The organism is Streptomyces sp. UW30 (assembly GCF_008042075.1).
GTDB lineage: Bacteria > Actinomycetota > Actinomycetes > Streptomycetales > Streptomycetaceae > Streptomyces.
Map to the genome: position 1 here is coordinate 342,165 of NZ_RDBN01000033.1, position 18,923 is coordinate 361,087.

Genomic DNA, 18,923 nt, shown 5'->3' on the forward strand with positions numbered 1-18,923 from the left:
GGCGCCGGGCGCGCAGGCCCCGGGAGGGACTTGCGGGGACAGCCGGCGTACGAAAGGTCTCTGCACGCCGGCCGCCCGGACTCCTTCAACGTATGGCACCGCGTGTCATCCGGCAAGGCACTGGGTGCCAGAACTTGCTCTCAGATGAAATCTTTACGTAACAAATGAGCGATGATCGATCAAAGCTACCCGTGAGTAGGTGCTAATCGGGCGCTATCGGTCACCCACCGGTCGCCTACAGGGCATCGGCCGGACACGCCAGGTACATGGCCATCGCGGTACGGGGTTCGCGCACCCCGCGCCCGCTCAGCTCCTCGATCTTCGTCAGCCGGTAGAGCAGCGTGTTCCGGCGCACGGCGAGCCGCTCCGCCGTCCGCACGAGCTGGAAGCCGCCCAGCGGGAGGACTGGCCCGTGCTGCGGGAAACGCTGATCGCCTGGCCGGATGCCAGATGCCAGATGCCAGATGCCAGATGCCAGATGCCGGATGCCAGATGCCGGATGCCGGTCGACCGAGGCCACGAGCTGCGGCACGCGCAGGCCGGCCACGGCGAAGACACGGCCGTCCGGCTCCAGCCGCGTCCCGGCACGCAGTGCCGGCGCCGCGTCCCGATACGAGTCGTGCATCCCGGCGACGCCCCTGCCCGGCTCGCCGATCCCGGCCCGCGTGTTCGCGTACCCCTCGTACGAGGACGCCGCGCACGGGCTGGCGGGCTTCGGCCGGCTCGGCGCGCCGCTCGCGCCCGAGGGGGTGCTGCGGGGCGCGGCGCCGGCCGAGGCGGAACCCGCGCTCGGGCCCGCCGCACGAGCCGGGTTCCTGATGGAGCGTCAATGAGCCGTGGATCCCGGGCAGTTCGTGGACACGCCGGCCGAGCGGCTGCGGCGGGACGGGGCCGAGCTGGTGGAGGGCGCCCCGGTGACTGCGGTGCGGGAGGGCGCGGACCGTGTCGAGGTCCGTACGACCGCGGGGACCTACCAGGCGGACGCCGTCGTGGTCGCTGCGGGCATCTGGTCCCGGGAGGTGTGCGCCTCGCTCGGCGTACGCGTGGAGGTGGCCGCCGGGAAGGGCTACAGCTTCTCGGTGCCGGCCGAGCCGCTGCCGAAACGCCTGGTCCTCCTGGGCTCGGCGAAGGCGGTGCCGGCGCCGATGGGCAAGGGGGTGCGGGTCGCCGGGACGACGGAGTTCGACCGGGATCCTGACCGGTTCCGGCAGGGCCGCGTGGAGGCGCTCGTGGCGGCCGCGCGGCCGTATCTGCCCCGGGCCGACTGGGAGCGCCGGGAGCAGGAGTGGATGGGCCCGCGCCCGATGGCCCCCGACGGACTGCCGCTGATCGGCCCGGTGCCGGGCCGCCCCCGCGTCCTGCTCGCCACCGGCCACAACATGCTGGGCCTGATGCTGGCCCCGGTGACGGGACGGCTGGTGGCGGGGCTGCTCACGGGGGACGCGGACCCGGGGCCGGCGGCGAGGTTCGCCCCGGGTCGGTCGGTACGGCGTCGGGGCCGGGCCCTCCGACCGTGAGGTCCCCGGTCCGCTAGAGCCCCAGTCCCAGCAGCGCCACTTCCAGTTGCAGCGTGGGCTGCTCGGGCAGCGCCGGAGGCTCCTCGCCGCGGCCCGTGTGGGTGGGCGGGACGGCGCGCAGGCCCTTTATGCCGTCGGCGGCCCACGCGGCGTCAGTCGCCGGGAGAGAGAGGGTCATGCGCCGCCCGTCGGCCAGCGTGGCTTCGAGCTTGGTCGGGTCGTTCGCCTGCATGGCAACTCGCTTCCGTCGCGCACTGCTGAAGATCCGGCTTCGAAATGAAAGACGGATCACTCAACGCGAAGGTTCCCGCGGAAAGTCCCAAGGCGACGCTTCCCGGGCGACGTTTCCCGCGGCGAGGTTCAGGCCCGCTCCTTCAGGGCCTGCTCGATCGTCCGCATCACCTCGTCCAGCGGCGCGTCCGTCCTGGCCACCGTCACCAGTACCTCGCCCTGCGCGGCCACGGACGCCGGCGCCGTACGCGGCGCGGTCTCACGGCCCGCACCGATCCCCGACCCGAACGTCCTGCGCACGATCGCGAAGGCATGGTCGAGCTGCGTCTCCACATCGCCCTGGCCGCCCGCGCGCAGCCAGCGCCGCAGGACGTGGTTGTGCGCCGTGACCACGGCCGACGCGGCGACCTCCGCCAGCAGCGGGTCGTCGTTGGCGTCGTCGTCGTGTGCGTGCTCGTCGAAGTGGCCGAGGAGATAGCGGGTGAACAGGCGCTCGTAGCGGGCCACCGACGCGATTTCCGCCTCACGCAGGGTGGGCACCTCGCGCGTGAGCTTGTAGCGGGCGACCGAGATCTCCGGCCGTGCCGCGTACATCCGCATGACCTCCTTGATGCCACGGCACACCGTGTCGAGCGGGTGCTCGTGGGCGGGGGCGGCGTTGAGGACCGCCTCGGCGCGGATCAGCGTGTCGTCGTGGTCCGGGAAGATCGCCTCTTCCTTGGAACGGAAGTGGCGGAAGAACGTGCGGCGCGCGACCCCGGCCGCGGCCGCGATCTCGTCGACGGTGGTCGCCTCGTACCCCTTGGTCGCGAACAGCTCCATCGCCGCGGCCGCCAGTTCGCGGCGCATCTTGAGCCGCTGGGCGGCCGCGCGACTGCCTGCGGCACTTTCCGGCGCGTCGGGCGTGGCTGGTGTACGTGAGGACTTGGCGGGCTGGGACATGACCCGAACGTACTGCATGTGCGCAGCTTGATGCGCATGTACAGGGTTTCCCCCGCCCACGGAGGGCGGGGGAGTGCCGGGTTCGGCGGGTGCGGTCGGGCCGCGCCGGACGGCCGGAGGAGGGCTGCCGGGGTCCAGCAGCCCGCCCCACTCCTGACCGTCTCTGAACCAGTCGCCGGGACGCCCCTTAGCGCCGGGCATATTCGCGGAAGCCGCGGCCCGTCTTGCGGCCGAGGCAGCCCGCGGCCACCAGGTGCTCCAGGAGCGGCGCCGGAGCCAGGCCCGGGTCGCGGAACTCGCGGTGCAGGACCTTCTCGATCGCGAGGGACACGTCCAGCCCGACGACGTCCAGGAGCTCGAACGGGCCCATCGGGTAGCCGCCGCCCAGCTTCATCGCCGCGTCGATGTCGTCCAGCGTCGCGTAGTGCTCCTGCACCATCTTGATCGCGTTGTTCAGGTACGGGAACAGGAGCGCGTTCACGATGAATCCGGCCCGGTCACCGCAGTCCACGGCGTGCTTCTTGATTCTGCCGCAGACCTCGCGGACCGTCGCGTGGACGTCGTCACCGGTCAGCACCGTGCGGACGACCTCGACCAGCTTCATCGCCGGCGCCGGGTTGAAGAAGTGCATGCCGATCACGTCCTGCGGACGCGAGGTGGCGCGGGCACAGGCGACGACGGGCAGCGAGGAGGTGGTGGTGGCCAGCACCGCGCCCGGCTTGCAGACCTTGTCCAGCGTCGCGAACAGCTGCTGCTTGATCTCCAGGTCCTCGGCGACGGCCTCGACGGCCAGATCGACGTCGGCGAACGCCTCGTAGGTACCCGCCGCGGTGATCCGGTCCAGGGTCTGCGCGGCGGCCTCGGCGGTCATCCGGCCCTTGTCGACGGAGCGGGCGAGCGACTTGCCGATACGGGCCTTCGCGACCTGCGCCTTCTCCTCGCTGCGGGCGGCCAGCACGACCTCGTACCCGGCCTTGGCGAAGACCTCCGCGATGCCGGACGCCATGGTGCCGGAGCCCGCGACACCGACGGAGCGGACCGTCCGGCCGGGGGCCGTGTCGGCGCCCTCCAGCGGCGTCAGCGCGTCCCGCACGACGACGGCGCTGCCGGGAGCCTCGTACGTGTAGAAGCCGCGGCCCGACTTACGGCCCGTCAGGCCCGCCTCGCTGAGCTGCTTGAGGATCGGCGCGGGGGCGTGCAGCCGGTCGCGGGACTCGGCGTACATGGCCTCCAGGACCCGGCGCGCGGTGTCGATGCCGATCAGGTCGAGCAGCGCCAGCGGGCCCATGGGCAGCCCGCAGCCCAGCCGCATCGCGGCGTCGATGTCCTCACGGGAGGCGTACTTCGCCTCGTACATCGCGGCCGCCTGGTTCAGGTAGCCGAACAGCAGCCCGTCGGCGACGAAACCGGGCCGGTCGCCGACCGCGACGGGCTCCTTGCCGAGGTCCAGTGCGAGGTTGGTGACCGCGGAGACGGCCGTGGGCGCGGTCAGCACCGAGGAGACGACCTCGACCAGCCGCATCGCCGGCGCCGGGTTGAAGAAGTGCAGACCGAGCACCCGCTCGGGGCGGGACGAGTCGGCTGCCAGCCGGGTCACCGACAGGGCGTTGGTGCCGGTCGCGAGGATCGTCTCGGGGCGCACGATCCCGTCCAGCTCACGGAAGATCTGCTGCTTGATCTCGTACGACTCCGGAGCCACCTCGATGACCAGGTCCGCGTCGGCCGCGGCCCGCAGGTCGGTGAAGGTGCGGACGCGGGCGAGGGCGTCCGCGCGCTCGTCCTCGGTGAGCTTGCCGCGTGCGACGGCACGGGCGGTCGAGGACTCCAGGGCGGCGACGGCCTTGGCGGTCGCGGCCTCGCTGATGTCGATGCCGATGACCTCGCGACCGGCCTTGGCCAGGACCTCGGCGATGCCGGTGCCCATGGTGCCGAGGCCGACGACGGCAACGGTCTTGAGCGGGGACTGAGGGGTGTCGGACAGGGGAGTGGCCATCGCGGGACTCCAGGAATGAGGGTGACGACTGGGAGCGCGCCCGGGTGCGCCGGAGCCCGGCTCAACTGAGGCCGAACTGTGAGCGCACCGGGTGCGGAAAGGAGTGAGTGCGGGTGTTTTGCCGGGCTACTGGCGCACACGCCCGGTGCCGTCGCCCAGGGCGCGCACACGCCCTGAGGGAACGGGATCCGACCGGCCCTGTCCCGGGGCCGAGTCGTACTGAGGTACACGAGGTACCGAACCGACCAGCACTCGCGGCGGCTGCGTCACCAGGCCGCTGCAAGCAGAAATGCGAGTGGGTGACTCGCTCGTATGAGCTTAACCGGTGGGTAACGAGCACGCCAGCCCCCGTGTTTGTGATGTAGGTCCCGCGCGGCGGGCCGCTTGCATACGCTCGGCTTCATGGACGAAGAGTTGCGATCACTCACGGAGCGCTTACGGCAGGAGTCCGGAGCGACGGCCGCGTACGACCGCCTCGTGGCGACCGAGGACCTCGACGAACTGGCCGGTGTGCTCACCGCGCCCGGACAGCCGTTGTGGGCACGGGAGTTGGCCGCGTTCCGGCTGGGCCTCGCCCGGGACCCGCGGGCCTTCGAGTCGCTCGTCCTGTTGCTGAACCACCGCGACCCGGAGCGCTGTGTCTGCGCCGCCCACGCCCTCGCCCGCCTCGGCGACCCGCGCACGGCCCGCGCCGCTGCCGCCCTCGCCACCAACGAACTCCGCGTCGCCTACGCCCTGCATCCCGTCCGGCTCCTGGTCGAACTGCGCGCCCCCGAAGCCGTCCCCGCCCTGATCACCACCCTCGAACGACGCCTGCGCCCGCACGACCCCTACCGCCGCGTGGCCCTCGCCTGCGTGGAGGGCCTCGGCGAGCTGGGCGACACCCGGGCCAGACAGGTACTGAACGAGGCCCTGGCCCACCCGACCCTGGCGGAGGCGGCGGTACGCGCGCTGGCACGGATCCCGCATCAGCGCTGAGCCGCCCACGGTGCGTCGCTCAACGGGGCGCCGCCAGCTCCCGCGCATACCGCACCTCCGGCACCGCCACCCCGTCCGCCTCGAAGGGCTCCTCGGCGCCGTCCGCCCGGAAGCCCGCCCGCTCGTAGAAGCGGCGGGCCCGGGTGTTGTCCTTGAGTACCCACAGGAGCATCCGCGTGTGGCCGGCGGCCGTGCACAGCCGCACCGACTCCTGGAGCAGGGCGCGGCCCACGCCCGTGCCGTACCGACCCGGGTCGACATAGATGGCGTACAACTCGGCGTCCTCGGTGCGCACTTCGCCGTCGCGGTACGGCCCGTGGCAGGCCCAGCCCACGATCTCCCCGTGCCGCTCGGCGACCAGGTCGACCACGCTGCCGTCGGCCTGCGCGAAGTATCCGCGGCGGCGTTCGGCGTCCTGTGTCACGTCCAGGGCGTCCAGGTACGACTGCGGTATCAGGCCCCGGTAGGCGCTCCGCCAGCCGCCGATCCGGATCGCGGCGACGCGGTCGCAGTCGGCCGGGGTCATGGGGCGGATCCGTATGCCGTCGTCGTCCATGAGGGGACCCTAGATGCCGCCCGCCGCGTCGGCGCTCCATTGCCCCGGGGACACCGCTAACCCGGGAGCACCGCTAGCTCGGGAGCACCGCTAGCCCGGGAGCACCGCGAACGCCTCCACCTCCATCAGGAACTCCGGACGCACCAGCCCGGCGACCTGCACCGCCGACGCGGCCGGCAACCGGTCGTCGGGTATGTGCTCGGCGCGGGCCGCACGGATGGCGGGCATATGGGCCATGTCCGTGACGAAGTAGGTGAGTTTGACGACGTCGTCGAAACCCGCCCCGGCCGCGGCAAGGCAGCGCCGCAGGTTCTCGAAGACCTGGCGGGCCTGTGCCGCCGGGTCGCCCTCGCCGACGATCCGGCCGTCCTCGTCCAGGGCGAGCTGGCCGGAGACGGCGACGAAACGGCCCCTGCCGAGCACGACATGCGAGTACTGGGCGGCGGGGGCGACCCCGTCCGGGGCGGGAATCCTGGTCAGCTCACTCATGCGTCCATCCTGGACCACGGGTCTGACAACACCCCCGACGGACCTCCGTTGCTCAGTGCCGGAACCCGAGCAGCCCGTGCAGTTCGGCGCCGCGCGACGCCGACGCCTCGGCCTTGGCGCGCAGCGGCTTCGGGTCGGGCTGCGCCTTGCACACCGCGTCGACCGTGCCCTTGCCGCGCGGCACCGTGCCGTCGGTCAGATAGGCCGCGAGGTGCTTGTCCAGGCAGGCGTTCCCGCCCAGCGTGATGCCGTGGTTGCCGCCGCCCCGCTCGACCACGAGGCTGGAACGGGCCAGCCGCTCGTGGACCGTGACGGCGCCCTGGTACGGAGTGGCGGCGTCGCCGGTCGCCTGGAACAGCAGCATCGGCGGCAGCTTCTTGTTGGCGATGTCCACCGCGCGCAGCGAGCTCGTCGGCCAGAACGCGCACGGCGCGTTGTACCAGGCGTTGTTCCAGGTCATGAACGGCGCCTTCGCGTGCACGGCCCGGTTGTCGGCCCGCCACCGCTGCCAGTCACGCGGCCAGGACGCGTCCCGGCACTGCACCGCGGCGTAGACGCTGTAGCTGTTGTCGGTGGAGGCGCCGGACGCGCCGAATTTCTTGTACGCATCGACCAGCGGGTCGGCGTTCCTGTCGTTCACGTACGCCGCGAACGCCTCGGCGAGGTAGGGCCAGTAGCCGTTGTAGTAGCCGCCCGGGACGAAGGTGTCCTCCAGTTCGGTGGCGCCCACCTTGGCGCCGGCCGGCTTCTTGGCCAGCGCCGCCCGCATCGCGTACCACTTGGCCTCGACCCGCGCCGGGTCGGTGCCGAGCCGGTACCTCGCGTGGTGCTTGGCGACCCAGGCCAGGAAGGCGCGGTGGCGGTCGTCGAAGGCGACGTCCTGCGCGAGGTTGTCGTCGTACCAGACACCGGTCGGGTCGACGACCGAGTCCAGGGCCGCCCGGCGCACCCGCTCCGGGAAGAGCTTGGCGTAGACCGCGCCGAGGTAGGTGCCGTACGAGTAACCGAAGTAGTTGATCTGCTTCGCGCYCAGTGCCGTACGGATCCGGTCCATGTCGCGCACGGCGCTGACGGTGTCGATGTACGGGAGCACGTCGCCGTACTTCTTGGCGCAGGCCCGCGCGAAGGACTGAGCGCGCAGGAGGTTCGCATGCTCTGTCTGCGGGGTGCTCGGCACGGAGTCGGCGCGTACCGGGGCGAAGTGGCCCGGCTTGCAGTCGAGGGCGGGCCTGCTCCTGCCGACCCCGCGCGGGTCGAAGCCGATGACGTCGTACTGGGCCGCGACCGCTTTGGGCAGGGCGGAGGCGACGAAGGCGGCGAGGGCGAGCCCGCTGCCTCCGGGGCCGCCGGGGTTGACGAGCAGGGGGCCCTGGTACGTCTTCGCCGTGTGCGGGACGCGGGACAGCGCGAGGGTGATCCGGCGCCCGTGCGGAGCGGCGTGATCGAGCGGTACCTCCAGGGACGCGCACTGGAGCGTCGGGTACTTCTCGGTGCCGCACTTCTTCCAGGTCAGCGGCGCGGCCTGCGCCTGGGCGGGGACGGCCGTCACGGCCGCGGCCAGGAGGACGGCGGCGGCGCACAGCACGGCTGCGCGTGTTCCCATGGGGTCCTCCCGGGGCGGAGGGTCGCGGACCGCGGGTGTCACGGTCCTGGCCGCATCGTCCCGGCGAGGGCGCCCGAAAGAACTCGTTCTGGCAAGACTTGACCCGATTGGGTCGAGGGATGCCCTCCAATGCTCTCAGATGAGCGAGAGTTGGGTCGGCTCGGTGATCGCGGGCTCGGGCTCGTGGATCCGCCGGGGCATCCCCGTCCGTGCGGGCCCGATGCCGTACTCCTGCGCCAGGTCGTGCACCTGACGGGTGATCCGGCGCTGGTACCACTTCGGCGCGTACGCACCGTCCGCGTACAGCCGCTCGTAGCGGCGCACCAGATACGGGTGCTCCCGGGCCAGCCAGGCCATGAACCACTCGCGCGCCCCGGGCCGCAGATGCAGCACCAGGGGCGTGACGGAGGTGGCCCCGGAGGCCGCGATCGCCCGCACGGTGGCCCGCAGTTGGGCCGGGTGGTCGCTCAGGAACGGAATCACCGGCGCCATCAGCACCCCGCATCCGAGCCCGTGCTCGGTCAGGGTCCGTACGACGTCCAGGCGCCGCTCCGGGGCGGGTGTGCCCGGCTCCACGGTGCGCCACAGCTCGGGGTCGGTGAAGCCGACCGACACGCAGACGCCGACGTCCGTCACCTGCGCGGACTGCTTCAGCAGCTCCAGGTCGCGCAGGATCAGCGTGCCCTTGGTGAGGATCGAGTACGGGTTGGCGTGGTCGCGCAGGGCGGCGAGGATCCCCGGCATCAGGCGGTAGCGGCCCTCCGCGCGCTGGTAGCAGTCGACGTTCGTGCCCATCGCTATGTGATCGCCCTGCCAGCGGCGCGAGCCGAGCTGGCGGCGCAGCAGTTCGGGCGCGTTCACCTTGACCACGATCTGGGAGTCGAAGCCGAGGCCCGTGTCCAGGTCCAGATAGCTGTGGGTCTTGCGGGCGAAGCAGTACACGCACGCGTGCGAGCAGCCCCGATAGGGGTTGACCGTCCACTCGAAGGGCATGCGCGAGGCGCCCGGCACCCGGTTGAGGATCGAGCGGGCCCGGATCTCATGGAACGTGATCCCGGCGAACTCGGGCGTGTCGAAGGTACGGGTGACCACCGCGTCCGCGCCGAACAGCGCGGAGTCGGCACGGCTGTGGTCGGACTCCAGGGTGAGGTTCTCCCAGCGCATGAGGCCTCCTCGGTAGCACTGCCCACAGAATAGAACACATGTTCCCTTGATCGTGCGACCTATACCCTGGCTTCGTTTTCGATCACTGTGCGACCGCTTCGGGGACGAGTTCGGGACCCCGATTTGGGCGGTCCGGGAGCGGGGTGGTTGGCTTGCTCCAACCCCCGAGAATTCTGGTCCTGGAGGAAGTCAATGGCGCAGGTCGAGGCCACTACTGAGCGGGTCGTCGCGGCGGACGCGGAGAAGGTGTTCGACGCCCTCGCCGACTACACCGGCACCCGGCAGAATCTGCTGACGGAGCACTTCAGCGAGTACGAGGTGCGTGAGGGCGGCGACGGCGAGGGCACCCTCGTCCACTGGAAGCTCCAGGCCACCAGCAAGCGCGTGCGCGACTGCCTCCTGGAGGTCAGCGAGCCCACCGACGGCGAGCTCGTCGAGAAGGACCGCAACTCCTCCATGGTCACCACCTGGCGGGTCACCCCGGCCGGCGAGGGCAAGTCCCGGGTCGTCGTCACCACCACCTGGCAGGGCGCCGGCGGCATCGGCGGCTTCTTCGAGAAGACCTTCGCGCCCAAGGGGCTCGGCCGGATCTACGACGCGCAGCTCGCCAGGCTCGCCACCGAGGTCGAGAGTTAAGTCCCGGGTGCCTGGGGGCCCTTGGCCTCCTCACCGGATCGAGTGGATCTCCGCCGTGTCCGGGGCGCCGCCGTAACTCGCCGTGCTTGCTCGTAGTTGTCGCCTAATGCGGGAAATGTGAGCAGGTACGGCGAGGGGAGCGGTACGTGGGCGGCACGACCTTGGTGCAGGATGAAATCGTCACCGCACCACCTCCGCAGGCCCCGCCCCGAGGCGTCGAGACCCAACTGAGCCCGCGCCGGGTGCGGTTGGTCTTCATCGGGCTGATGCTCGCGCTGCTGCTGGCCGCGCTGGAGCAGATGATCGTCGCCACCGCGCTGCCGAAGATCGTCGGCGAGCTGCACGGCCTGGACAGGATGTCCTGGGCGATCACCGCCTACCTGCTCACCGCGACCATCGGCCTGCCGGTCTACGGCAAGCTCGGCGACCTCCTCGGCCGCAAGGGCGTCTTCCAGTTCGCGATCGTCGTCTTTGTCGTCGGCTCCGCGCTCGCCGGCCGGGCCGAGACGATGGACCAGCTGATCGCCTACCGCGCCGTGCAGGGCGTCGGCGCGGGCGGGCTCATGATCGGCGTCCAGGCGATCATCGCGGACATCGTGCCGCCCCGCGACCGAGGCCGCTTCATGGGCCTGATCGGCGCCGCGTTCGGCCTTGCCTCCGTCGCCGGGCCCCTTCTGGGCGGCTACTTCACCGACCACCTCACCTGGCGCTGGTGCTTCTACATCAACGTCCCCTTCGGCCTGCTCACCCTCGCCGTCGTCGCCGTCGTGCTGAAGCTGCCGAAGCCCGAGGCCAAGGCACGGCTCGACATCCTCGGCTCCCTGCTGCTCGCCGCCGCCTCCACCTGCCTGGTCCTGCTGACCAGCTGGGGCGGCACCGAGTACGCCTGGAACTCACGGGTCATCCTCGGCCTCGGCGCGGGCGCCGCCGTCGCCACCGTGCTCTTCCTCATCGCCGAGCACTTCGCCGCCGAACCCCTCATCCCACTGAGGCTGTTCAGGGACTCCGTCTTCAACATCACCGGCCTGGTGGGCCTCGTGATCGSCGTCGCCCTGTTCGGCGCCGCCAGCTATCTGCCGACCTTCCTGCAGATGGTCGACGGCGCCACCGCCACCGAGTCGGGCCTGCTGATGCTGCCGATGATGGGCGGCATCGTCGGCGCCTCGATCGTCTGCGGCCAACTCATCAGCCACACCGGGCACTACCGGATCTACCCCGTGCTCGGCAGCGCCCTGTCGGTCCTCGGCATGTGGCTGCTGTCCCGCCTGGAGATCGACACACCCCGGCTGCACTACAGCATCTGGATGGCCGTGCTCGGCGCCGGCATCGGCATGGTGATGCCCGTCCTGATCCTCGCCGTGCAGAACTCCGTGCGCCCCGCCGACCTCGGCACCGCCACCAGCGCCAACAACTACTTCCGGCAGATCGGCGGCAGTGTCGGCGCGGCGATCTTCGGCACCCTGTTCGCCGGCCGGCTCGCCGACGCCCTCGCCGAACGACTCCCCGCACACGCGGGCGCCGGCCTGCCCGACCCGGAGTCCATCACCCCGCAGCTCGTCCACGCCCTGCCCCCGGCGCTGCGCGACGCCTACATCCAGGCCTACGCCGACGCCATGCCGAGGATCTTCCTCTACCTCGTGCCGGTGCTCGTGCTCGGTCTGCTCATCGCCTGTTTCCTCAAGGAGACCCCCCTCGTGAACAGCGCAGCGTCCCACGACGCCCCCGCCCCCGAGGTCTCGCGGGCCGCCTTGACGGTGACGGGGACGGCGGCCGGGCTGAAGGCGGGGGCGCTCGCGGCGAGGGTGTACTCGCCGGCGACCAGCTCGGTGATGACGTAGCCGCCCTCGCGCCCGGAGCGGGTGGTGGCGACGACCTCGCCCCGGACGTTGGTGATCCCCGTGTGCGGCGGCGTGCAGCACCCCGACGGGACCGTCGTACCGCACGCGGCGCTCACGCTCATCGATGTCGCCGGGCAGCAGGTCGGACGCGGCGCGAGCGGACAGGACGGGCGGTACGCGCTGGTGGCACCGGGCGCGGGGGCCTACGTCATGATCGCCGCGGCCGGCGGCCACCAGCCGCAGGCCGTCACCGTGACCGTCGGCGAGCTCCCCGTCGAAGTGGACATCGTCCTGGGCGGCGCCGGACGTCTCGCCGGGACCGTGATCACCCCGGACGGCACCACCGTGGACGCCACCGTCACCCTCACCAACGTCCGGGGCGAGGTCGTCGCCACCACCCGCTCCGGGCGCGAGGGCGGCTACGTCATCACCGAGCTGGTCGCCGGCGAGTACACCCTCGCCGCGAGCGCCCCCGCCTTCAGCCCGGCCGCCGTCCCCGTCACCGTCAAGGCGGCCCGCGAGACCCGCCAGGACATCGAACTCGCCGGCGGCGCCCTGCTGCGCGGCACCGTGCGGGCGGGCGGCGAGCGAAGCGCGATGGGGGTCCCCCCGGCCGAAGGGTGGGGCAGGCCCGTCGAGGACGCGCGCGTGACGCTCCTGGACGCGGCCGGCAATGTCGTGGACACCCTCACCACGGGCCCCGACGGCACGTTCCGGTTCGTCGACCTGTCCACGGGCGAGTACACCGTCATCGCCGCGGGTTACCCGCCGGTCGCCACCGTGCTCCAGATCGCCGGAGGAGGCCGAACGGAACGCGATCTTCAGCTCGGACACGAGGACTGAGCCAGGAGCCCCGCACCCGGCCTGTCCTGCGCGGACGCGGCACGGGCGGACACCTCGCCACCCCGTGTCGCCGTGGCGATCCCGGCGCACCAATTCCCGTATTGCCGCACACCGCCGAGCGCCGGAGCCGTACGGTGGTGGGGGCGCGCAGATCTTGCGAAGCCTTGGGGAGAGAGGGCCTGGGCCATGGACCGTGGCACCGAGAGGGACGGCGCGGTGACGGAACACGCCGCGTCCGGACGCATCCCACTGGCCGTGGTCGTGGTGGACCGCGAAGGCCTGGTCTCCCACTGGAGCTCCGGCGCACGCCGTCTGTTCGGCGCCGCCAAGGAGGAGGCACTCGGCCGCCCCGCCGTCGATCTGCTGCCGGTCTCCGGCGCCCTGCCGGATGACGACGACCCTTCCCCGTACGGCGCCTACGGGGCGTACGACGGTCTCGGCCACGATCTCGAAACCTCCCTCGACGGGCGCCTGTACTACCCGGCCGCGGGCCGCGCCCGCCTCACCGTGCCCGAGCGGGACCGTGTCGACGTGCTGTGGTGGGCCTACCCGCTGGTGGGCCCCGGACCGGAGCGGCTCCTCGTGCTCGGCGCCGACGTGGGCCGGCTCCGGCAGGAGGACCCGGACGACGACCCCGGCTTCGAGCGCGTCGCGCCCGCCTTCGCCCTGCACACCGACTTCCCCGGCGCCGAGGAACTCGCGCACAAGCTCCCCGAGATCCTCCCCAGCATGAGCGTCGAGGAGAGCGCCCGCATCGTCGGGCAGATCCTCGAACTGGGCTACCCCGTCCTGGAGTTCAGCCAGAACGACCGCGTGCCCGTCACCCCCGACTGGGGCGTGCCCCGGCGGGTCGAGCGCAGGGCCCGCCGCGAGCGCGCCGCCCGGGCCGCCGCCCAGGGCTTACCCCTCCCACAGGAGTACTCCGAGGAGGGCGAGGACCTCGAGTACGTCGCCGTCCGTGAACGCTTGGAGTTCCTGAACGAGGTCAGCGGCCGCATCGGCACCTCCCTCGATCTGTCCCGGACCATCATCGAGGTCAGCAGAGCCGTCGTGCCCCGCTTCACCGACGTCGCCGGCACCTATCTGCGCGAACAGGTCGTCGCCGGCGAGGGATTCCCCGACGGCGCGCCGGACACGACCACCATGTGGCACCGGGTCGCCGTCGAGCACACCGACGAACCGGGCCGCTGGGACGACGTCGTGCCGGTCGGCGAGGCCATGCCCTTTCCGGCGCACACCCCGTTCTTCCAGTGCATGACCAGCGGTGAACCGGTGCTCGTGCCGCGGATCAGCGAGGAGATGGGCCACGCCATCGCCTCGCAGTTCGAGAAGCGGGACATCCGGCCGCTCATCACCGGCCGTTCCATGCTGGTCGTGCCGCTGAAGGCACGCACCGTCGTGCTCGGCTTCATGATCCTGCTGCGCCACCCCGAGCGCGTCGAGTTCAACGACATGGACCGTGTCACCGGCGCCGAACTCGCCGCCCGCGCGGGCCTCGTGCTCGACAACGCGCGCATGTACACCTACCAGGAGAGCGTCGCCGAGACCCTCCAGGACAGCATGCTGCCGCACATCCCGCCGCGCATGGCGGGCTGCGACATCGCCACCCGCTACCTCCCCGGCACGCTGCTCGGCCGCATCGGCGGCGACTGGTTCGACTCCGTCAAACTGCCCGGCGCCCGCACCGCCCTCGTCGTCGGCGACGTCATGGGCCACGGCCTCAACTCCGCCGCCATGATGGGCCAGTTGCGCACGGCCGTGCAGACCATGGCCGCCCTGGACCTGCCGCCCGCCCAGCTCCTGCGCAATCTCGACGACCTCGCCCAGCGCCTCGGCGACACCTACCTCGCGACCTGCCTGTACGCCGTCTACGACCCCATCGCGGGCGAACTGCACATCGCCAACGCCGGTCACATCCCGCCCGTCCTGGTCCGAGCCGACGACGGGCGCAGTGAGCTGCTCGACCTGCCCACGGGTGCCCCGATCGGCGTCGGCGGGGTGCCCTTCGAGGCGGTACGCGTGCGCGTGGAGCCCGGCGACCGGCTCGTGATGTGCACCGACGGCCTGGTCGAGGTGCGCGGCGAGGACATCGGTGTCGGGCTCGCGACCCTCTCCGAGTCCGCCGCCCACCCGGCCGCGTCCATGGACGACGCCTGCGACACCATCATCCGCGCTCTCAACACCCGCGGCGGCCGCAAGGACGACGTGGCCCTGCTGCTGGCCCGCCTGAACGGCATCGGTTCCGAGGACGTCGCCGCATGGCGCATCGCCCTGGACCCGGTGGAGGTCGGCCGGGCCCGCGCCGTCGTCCGCGAGCAGTTGCACGACTGGGGCCTGTCCCGCCTCGCGTCCACTGCCGAGCAGCTGGTCAGCGAGCTGGTCACCAATGCCGTACGGCACTCCCACGGCCGCCCCGTCGAACTGCGTCTCGTGCGCGGCGACACGCTGCTGTGCGAGGTGGACGACGACGATCACGAGCTGCCGACCCTGCTCCACGCCGGCTCCTGCGACGACCACGGGCGGGGGCTTCGGGTGGTGAGCACCCTCGCGCGCGAGTGGGGCGCGAGCCGGACGAACGCCGGCAAGACCGTCTGGTTCGAACTCACGATCCCGCGCCGCTGACCGCCCGCGCCCGGGGGGGGCGTACGACGGCGTACCGGTGTACGACGGCGTACCGGTATCGAATGCCGGGTGAAGGTATGCGCCGCGCGCTTGTGGCCGAAACCACGCCGCGATAGACCGTACTCGCCCGTGCCTTCACGACGGGTCGCCGTCGCTACCTGGGGAGTCGGTCATGAGCGTGACGAGTCGGTACCGGGAGGCCTGGGAGGGGTTCTGGCGTGAAGCCCCGGCTGAACAGGGGGCGGTGTTCTGGGACGCGGAGCCGTCCCTGACCGCCGGACGCCATGTGGCCCTCTTCGAGCCGCACCTGACCGATCCGGGCCTGCCGATGGTCGACCTGGGCTGCGGCAACGGCACCCAGACCCGTTTCCTCGCCGACCGCTTCCCGCGCGTGATCGGCGCCGAACTGTCCGCCGCCGCCCTCGACCACGCCCGGCTGGCCGACCCCGCCGGGCAGGCGACGTACCGGTTGTTCGACGCCGTGGAGAAGGCCGAGGCGGAGACGCTGCACGCCGAGTTCGGTGACGCCAACATCTATATGCGGGGCGTGCTGCACCAGGCCGAGCCGGACGACCGGCAGCTGATGGTGAACGGGATCGCCACGCTGGTCGGTGAGCGCGGCCGGGTCTTCCTCGTCGAACTCTCCGAGTCGGCCAAGCCGATCCTCGTCGGTCTCGCGCAGAGCCCTTCGGGACCTCCGCCGAAGCTCGCGCCGATCTTCCGGCACGGCATCGCGCCCGGCGAGGTCGCCGACGCCTCAGTGCCCGAGTATCTGCGCGCGGCCGGTCTCTCGGTCATCGCGAGCGGTGAACTGCCGCTGATCACCACGGAGTACGCGCCCGACGGCACCCGGATCGAACTGCCGTCGAAGTGGGCGGTGGCGGGCCGGACGGCGTAGGCGGCGACGGCCCTCCCGGTGGTCCGTGCCACCCGGAGGGCCAACTCACCGTATCCGCCTATCAGTTCACGGTACGGCCCTTGCGGTACGCCACCCAGCCCGCGGCGAGCAGCGCGGCCGCCAGTGCCGCGACGGAAAGCACGGTCACGCCGGTCGAGGCGAGACTGCCGCCCGCGGTGGAGGTGCCGGCGCCGGCGGATCCACCCGCTGCGGAAGCCGCACCCGTGCCGCTCGCGCCGCCGCCCGTCGTGCCGGTCCCCGAGCCGTCGTCGCCGCCCGTGCCACCGGTGCCGCTGTCGTCGTCCGTGTCCACCGGGTCCTGCCCGACGAAGCTGACCGGGACCTTGACGTCCTGGGAGCGGTCGCCGGAGAGGGTGTGGTCGCCCCGTGTCGCAAGGACGCACGTGGCCTTGAAGCAGTCGGTGTACTCGTCCTTGGCGGCCACCGTCAGCTCCACCTTGAACGTGCCGCCCGCGCCGTACGGGACCGCCAACTCCTCGCCGTAGTCCGGCGGGTTGGAGGAGATCCACGCCGAGGAGTGCGAGCCGCCGGTCATGTCGACGCCGCCGACGCACGGGGTGGGCAGTTCGCCGTCGCCGTTGTCGACGCACAGGGCGACGTAGATGCCCTTCCTCGTGTCGTAGCCGGAGCCGGTGATCTTCAGGGTCTGGTCCTCGGTGGCGAGGTTGTTGACCGGGGTGACGGTGAGTTTCTGGCCGCCCGGGCCGGTGACCGTCCTGGTGCCCGACGGTTCGGTGTCCTCGCCGTCGCCTCCACCGCCGTTGCCGCCGTCACCGGGCTCGGTGACCGTGAGGGTGATCGGCGAAGTGCGGGTCGTGCCCGCCGAGTTGGTGAACTCGGCGCGATAGCGGTGGCCGTCGTGCGCGGCCTTCGCGGTGAAGGCGTACGTGGTGCCGCTCGCCCCCTCGACGGCCGACCACGTCTGGCCGGCGTCGGCGCTCACCTGCCAGCGGACCGTGGGCTGCGGAGCGCCCTCGGCCGCCGCGACGAAGGTGACCTCGTCGCCCGGCGCGGCCGACTGGTCCGTGGGGGACTGGACGACCTTCGGGGACATCCGCCGGTCCAGCTTGACGATCTTGCCTTCGACCGGGCTGCTGACGTAGACGGAGGTGCCGCCGGGGGCGACGGCGACCGCGGCCTCGCCGAACTGGGAGTGATTGCCCACGAGCTCGGTCGGCTTCGCGGCCTCCTCGAAGGTGTTGGTGTCGTACACCGCCAGCGAGCTGATGTCGTCGCCGTTGCCGCTGTCGCCGTTGTCCTGACGGACGACGAAGGCACGCCCGGTGCCCGTGTCGAAGGCCACGTCGGTCGTCTCGTCCGGCCCGCTCAGTGTCGTCAGGAGCTTCGCATCCTTGTCGTACACGAGCACGGAGCTGCCGCTGCCCACCCACACGTTGCCCGTGGTCGGATCGGCCTCGACGAACCCGACGGAGGCGGCGGGCAGTTCGATGTCGGCGGTGACCGTGAAGGTCTTCGTGTCGACGCGGCGCAGCTGTCCGCCCGCGGCCGATGCGACCCAGGCCGCGTCGTGCGCGGTGTCGACGCCGAGCTGGGAGCCGCCGTCGAGGGTGAGGGTCCGGCCTGCGGTGCCCGTGGCCGTCGCGATCTCGGAGAGCGCTGCGCCCTGTGCGACCAAGGTGGTGCCGGGCTCGGCGCCGGGACCGGCTCCGGTGACCCTGGCGCCCGTCAGCCATACGCCGGCCGCTGTCGTGTCGCCGTCCTTGGCGGTGCCGATGCCGCGCAGCGGGTAGTGGAAGACGACGCCGTCACCGGGGAGCGGCGCGGCGATCAGGGCGACGTTGCGGGCCGCCATGGCGCCGCCCGTGCCGGGGGCCTGGCTGACGTGGGTGAGGACCTTGCCGTCCTTGGCGTCGAGGGCGTACAGGCCGCGCTCGTTGACGTCGCCGGTGTCGACGTAGTCCTCCGAACCGGCGTACAGCTTCCCCGAGTCGGGGTGCAGCAGCAGGTCCTTCACCTCGCCGGCCGCCGTGAACTCGGCCGCCCTGACATAGCTGACCGTGCCGGCGGGCACGTCCACACCGTCACCGCCGTCGCCGGGGCCTTGGCCCTCGAAGCCGACGGGGATGCGGACGTCCTGGGAGCGGTCGCCGGGATTGCGGTGGTCGACGCGGGTGACGACCGAGCAGGTGACCTTGGCGCAGTCGAGGCTCGCGTCCTTGGCCCTGACCGCGATCTCGACGTCGAAGGTGCCGCCCGTGCCCCAGTTCACGGCCAGGTCGCCCGCGTACTCGTCGCCCTCGGGGACGATCCACTGCGAGGAGCTCCCGGTGCCGCTCTGGTCGGCGCCGCCGAGGCACGGAGTGGGGACGCGGTTGTCGCCGTTGTCCTTGCACAGGGCGACGTAGACGGCCTTCGTGGCGTCGTAACCGGAGCCGGTGACGCGGAGTGTCTCGCCGTCGGGGTCGAGGTTCGCGGAGGCGGAGACGGTGAGTTTCTGGCCGTCCTTGCCGAGGGCCGTCTTCGGTGTGTCGGAGGCCTGTGCGGCGGAGCCGAACGTGACGGCCGCGGCCACGAGCGCGGCGGCGCCCAGGAGCGCCGCCGGTCGTCTGTACTGCATGGGGGTTCCTCCGG

The 18,923-nt window shown here is 71.9% G+C and carries 16 protein-coding genes and 2 pseudogenes; 8 read left to right on the forward strand and 10 right to left on the reverse strand.

Going from position 1 to position 18,923, the window contains the following annotated elements; translation table 11 throughout:
- Window positions 1-235: 235 nt before the first annotated feature.
- Entirely contained in the window at window positions 236-625 is a 390-nt protein-coding gene (locus tag EAO75_RS16855) for a helix-turn-helix domain-containing protein (RefSeq protein ID WP_147995857.1), read from the reverse strand.
- Window positions 626-665: 40 nt separating this feature from the next.
- Here EAO75_RS16855 and EAO75_RS45895 point away from each other — a divergent pair, with 40 nt between their 5' ends.
- Together EAO75_RS45895 and EAO75_RS16860 are read left to right on the forward strand one after the other, a co-directional pair.
- Entirely contained in the window at window positions 666-833 is a 168-nt protein-coding gene (locus tag EAO75_RS45895; RefSeq protein ID WP_187284469.1) for a hypothetical protein, read from the forward strand.
- A gap of 3 nt (window positions 834-836) precedes the next feature.
- Entirely contained in the window at window positions 837-1,517 is a 681-nt protein-coding gene (locus EAO75_RS16860) for an NAD(P)/FAD-dependent oxidoreductase (RefSeq protein WP_147995858.1), read from the forward strand.
- Window positions 1,518-1,530: 13 nt separating this feature from the next.
- On the opposite strand, the gene EAO75_RS16865 is transcribed toward EAO75_RS16860, so the two are convergent.
- The 3 genes from EAO75_RS16865 to EAO75_RS16875 form a co-directional block, all read right to left on the reverse strand.
- Window positions 1,531-1,749 carry a hypothetical protein gene (locus EAO75_RS16865; protein ID WP_147995859.1) on the reverse strand — a complete coding sequence of 73 codons (219 nt, stop codon included), beginning with the start codon at window positions 1,747-1,749 and terminating at the stop codon, window positions 1,531-1,533.
- A 128-nt stretch (window positions 1,750-1,877) separates the two neighbouring features.
- Window positions 1,878-2,690, reverse strand: coding sequence for a TetR family transcriptional regulator (locus EAO75_RS16870; protein ID WP_187284470.1), 813 nt, complete (start codon window positions 2,688-2,690; stop codon window positions 1,878-1,880).
- A gap of 187 nt (window positions 2,691-2,877) precedes the next feature.
- Window positions 2,878-4,683 (reverse strand): 3-hydroxyacyl-CoA dehydrogenase family protein, encoded by a 1,806-nt coding sequence (locus EAO75_RS16875; RefSeq protein WP_147995861.1) that lies wholly within the window; start codon window positions 4,681-4,683, stop codon window positions 2,878-2,880.
- 402 nt (window positions 4,684-5,085) lie between these two features.
- On the opposite strand from EAO75_RS16875, the gene EAO75_RS16880 reads away from it, so the two are divergent.
- Window positions 5,086-5,661: an adenylosuccinate lyase gene (locus EAO75_RS16880; RefSeq protein ID WP_147995862.1), complete on the forward strand. Its 576-nt coding sequence runs from the start codon at window positions 5,086-5,088 to the stop codon at window positions 5,659-5,661.
- A 19-nt stretch (window positions 5,662-5,680) separates the two neighbouring features.
- Here the strand turns inward: EAO75_RS16880 and EAO75_RS16885 are convergent, their stop codons facing one another.
- The 4 genes from EAO75_RS16885 to EAO75_RS16900 all read right to left on the reverse strand — a co-directional run bounded on the left by EAO75_RS16885 (window position 5,681) and on the right by EAO75_RS16900 (window position 9,473).
- The gene (locus tag EAO75_RS16885) at window positions 5,681-6,217 is read right to left on the reverse strand and encodes a GNAT family N-acetyltransferase (RefSeq protein ID WP_147995863.1); all 537 of its coding nucleotides are present in this window, start codon (window positions 6,215-6,217) and stop codon (window positions 5,681-5,683) included.
- 90 nt (window positions 6,218-6,307) lie between these two features.
- Window positions 6,308-6,706 (reverse strand): RidA family protein, encoded by a 399-nt coding sequence (locus EAO75_RS16890; protein WP_147995864.1) that lies wholly within the window; start codon window positions 6,704-6,706, stop codon window positions 6,308-6,310.
- A 52-nt stretch (window positions 6,707-6,758) separates the two neighbouring features.
- Window positions 6,759-8,309: an alpha/beta hydrolase gene (locus EAO75_RS16895; RefSeq protein ID WP_147995865.1), complete on the reverse strand. Its 1,551-nt coding sequence runs from the start codon at window positions 8,307-8,309 to the stop codon at window positions 6,759-6,761.
- 135 nt (window positions 8,310-8,444) lie between these two features.
- Window positions 8,445-9,473 (reverse strand): Rv2578c family radical SAM protein, encoded by a 1,029-nt coding sequence (locus tag EAO75_RS16900; RefSeq protein WP_147995866.1) that lies wholly within the window; start codon window positions 9,471-9,473, stop codon window positions 8,445-8,447.
- Window positions 9,474-9,665: 192 nt separating this feature from the next.
- Between EAO75_RS16900 and EAO75_RS16905 the strand changes: the two genes are divergently transcribed.
- On the forward strand, window positions 9,666-10,109 hold the full coding sequence (locus EAO75_RS16905) for an SRPBCC family protein (RefSeq protein ID WP_147995867.1): 444 nt from the start codon (window positions 9,666-9,668) through the stop codon (window positions 10,107-10,109).
- 146 nt (window positions 10,110-10,255) lie between these two features.
- Window positions 10,256-11,839, forward strand: a pseudogene (locus EAO75_RS47410) (MDR family MFS transporter); the annotation flags it as partial.
- On the opposite strand, the gene EAO75_RS48595 reads toward EAO75_RS47410, so the two are convergent.
- On the reverse strand, window positions 11,740-12,069 hold the full coding sequence (locus EAO75_RS48595) for a carboxypeptidase regulatory-like domain-containing protein (protein WP_410092380.1): 330 nt from the start codon (window positions 12,067-12,069) through the stop codon (window positions 11,740-11,742). The pseudogene EAO75_RS47410 and the gene EAO75_RS48595 overlap by 100 nt on opposite strands.
- Here EAO75_RS48595 and EAO75_RS47420 point away from each other — a divergent pair.
- The 3 genes and pseudogenes from EAO75_RS47420 to EAO75_RS16920 all read left to right on the forward strand — a co-directional run.
- Window positions 12,002-12,790: pseudogene (locus EAO75_RS47420) on the forward strand (collagen binding domain-containing protein); the annotation flags it as partial. The gene EAO75_RS48595 and the pseudogene EAO75_RS47420 sit on opposite strands and share 68 nt — an antisense overlap.
- 186 nt (window positions 12,791-12,976) lie before the next feature.
- Complete coding sequence (locus EAO75_RS16915; RefSeq protein WP_147995868.1) at window positions 12,977-15,412, forward strand: SpoIIE family protein phosphatase; 2,436 nt, start codon at window positions 12,977-12,979, stop codon at window positions 15,410-15,412.
- 172 nt (window positions 15,413-15,584) lie between these two features.
- Window positions 15,585-16,310 carry a class I SAM-dependent methyltransferase gene (locus tag EAO75_RS16920; RefSeq protein WP_147995869.1) on the forward strand — a complete coding sequence of 242 codons (726 nt, stop codon included), beginning with the start codon at window positions 15,585-15,587 and terminating at the stop codon, window positions 16,308-16,310.
- 61 nt (window positions 16,311-16,371) lie between these two features.
- Here EAO75_RS16920 and EAO75_RS16925 read toward each other — a convergent pair whose 3' ends face one another.
- Window positions 16,372-18,909, reverse strand: a complete 2,538-nt coding sequence (locus EAO75_RS16925; protein ID WP_147995870.1) for an immunoglobulin domain-containing protein — start codon at window positions 18,907-18,909, stop codon at window positions 16,372-16,374.
- Window positions 18,910-18,923 lie beyond the last annotated feature (14 nt).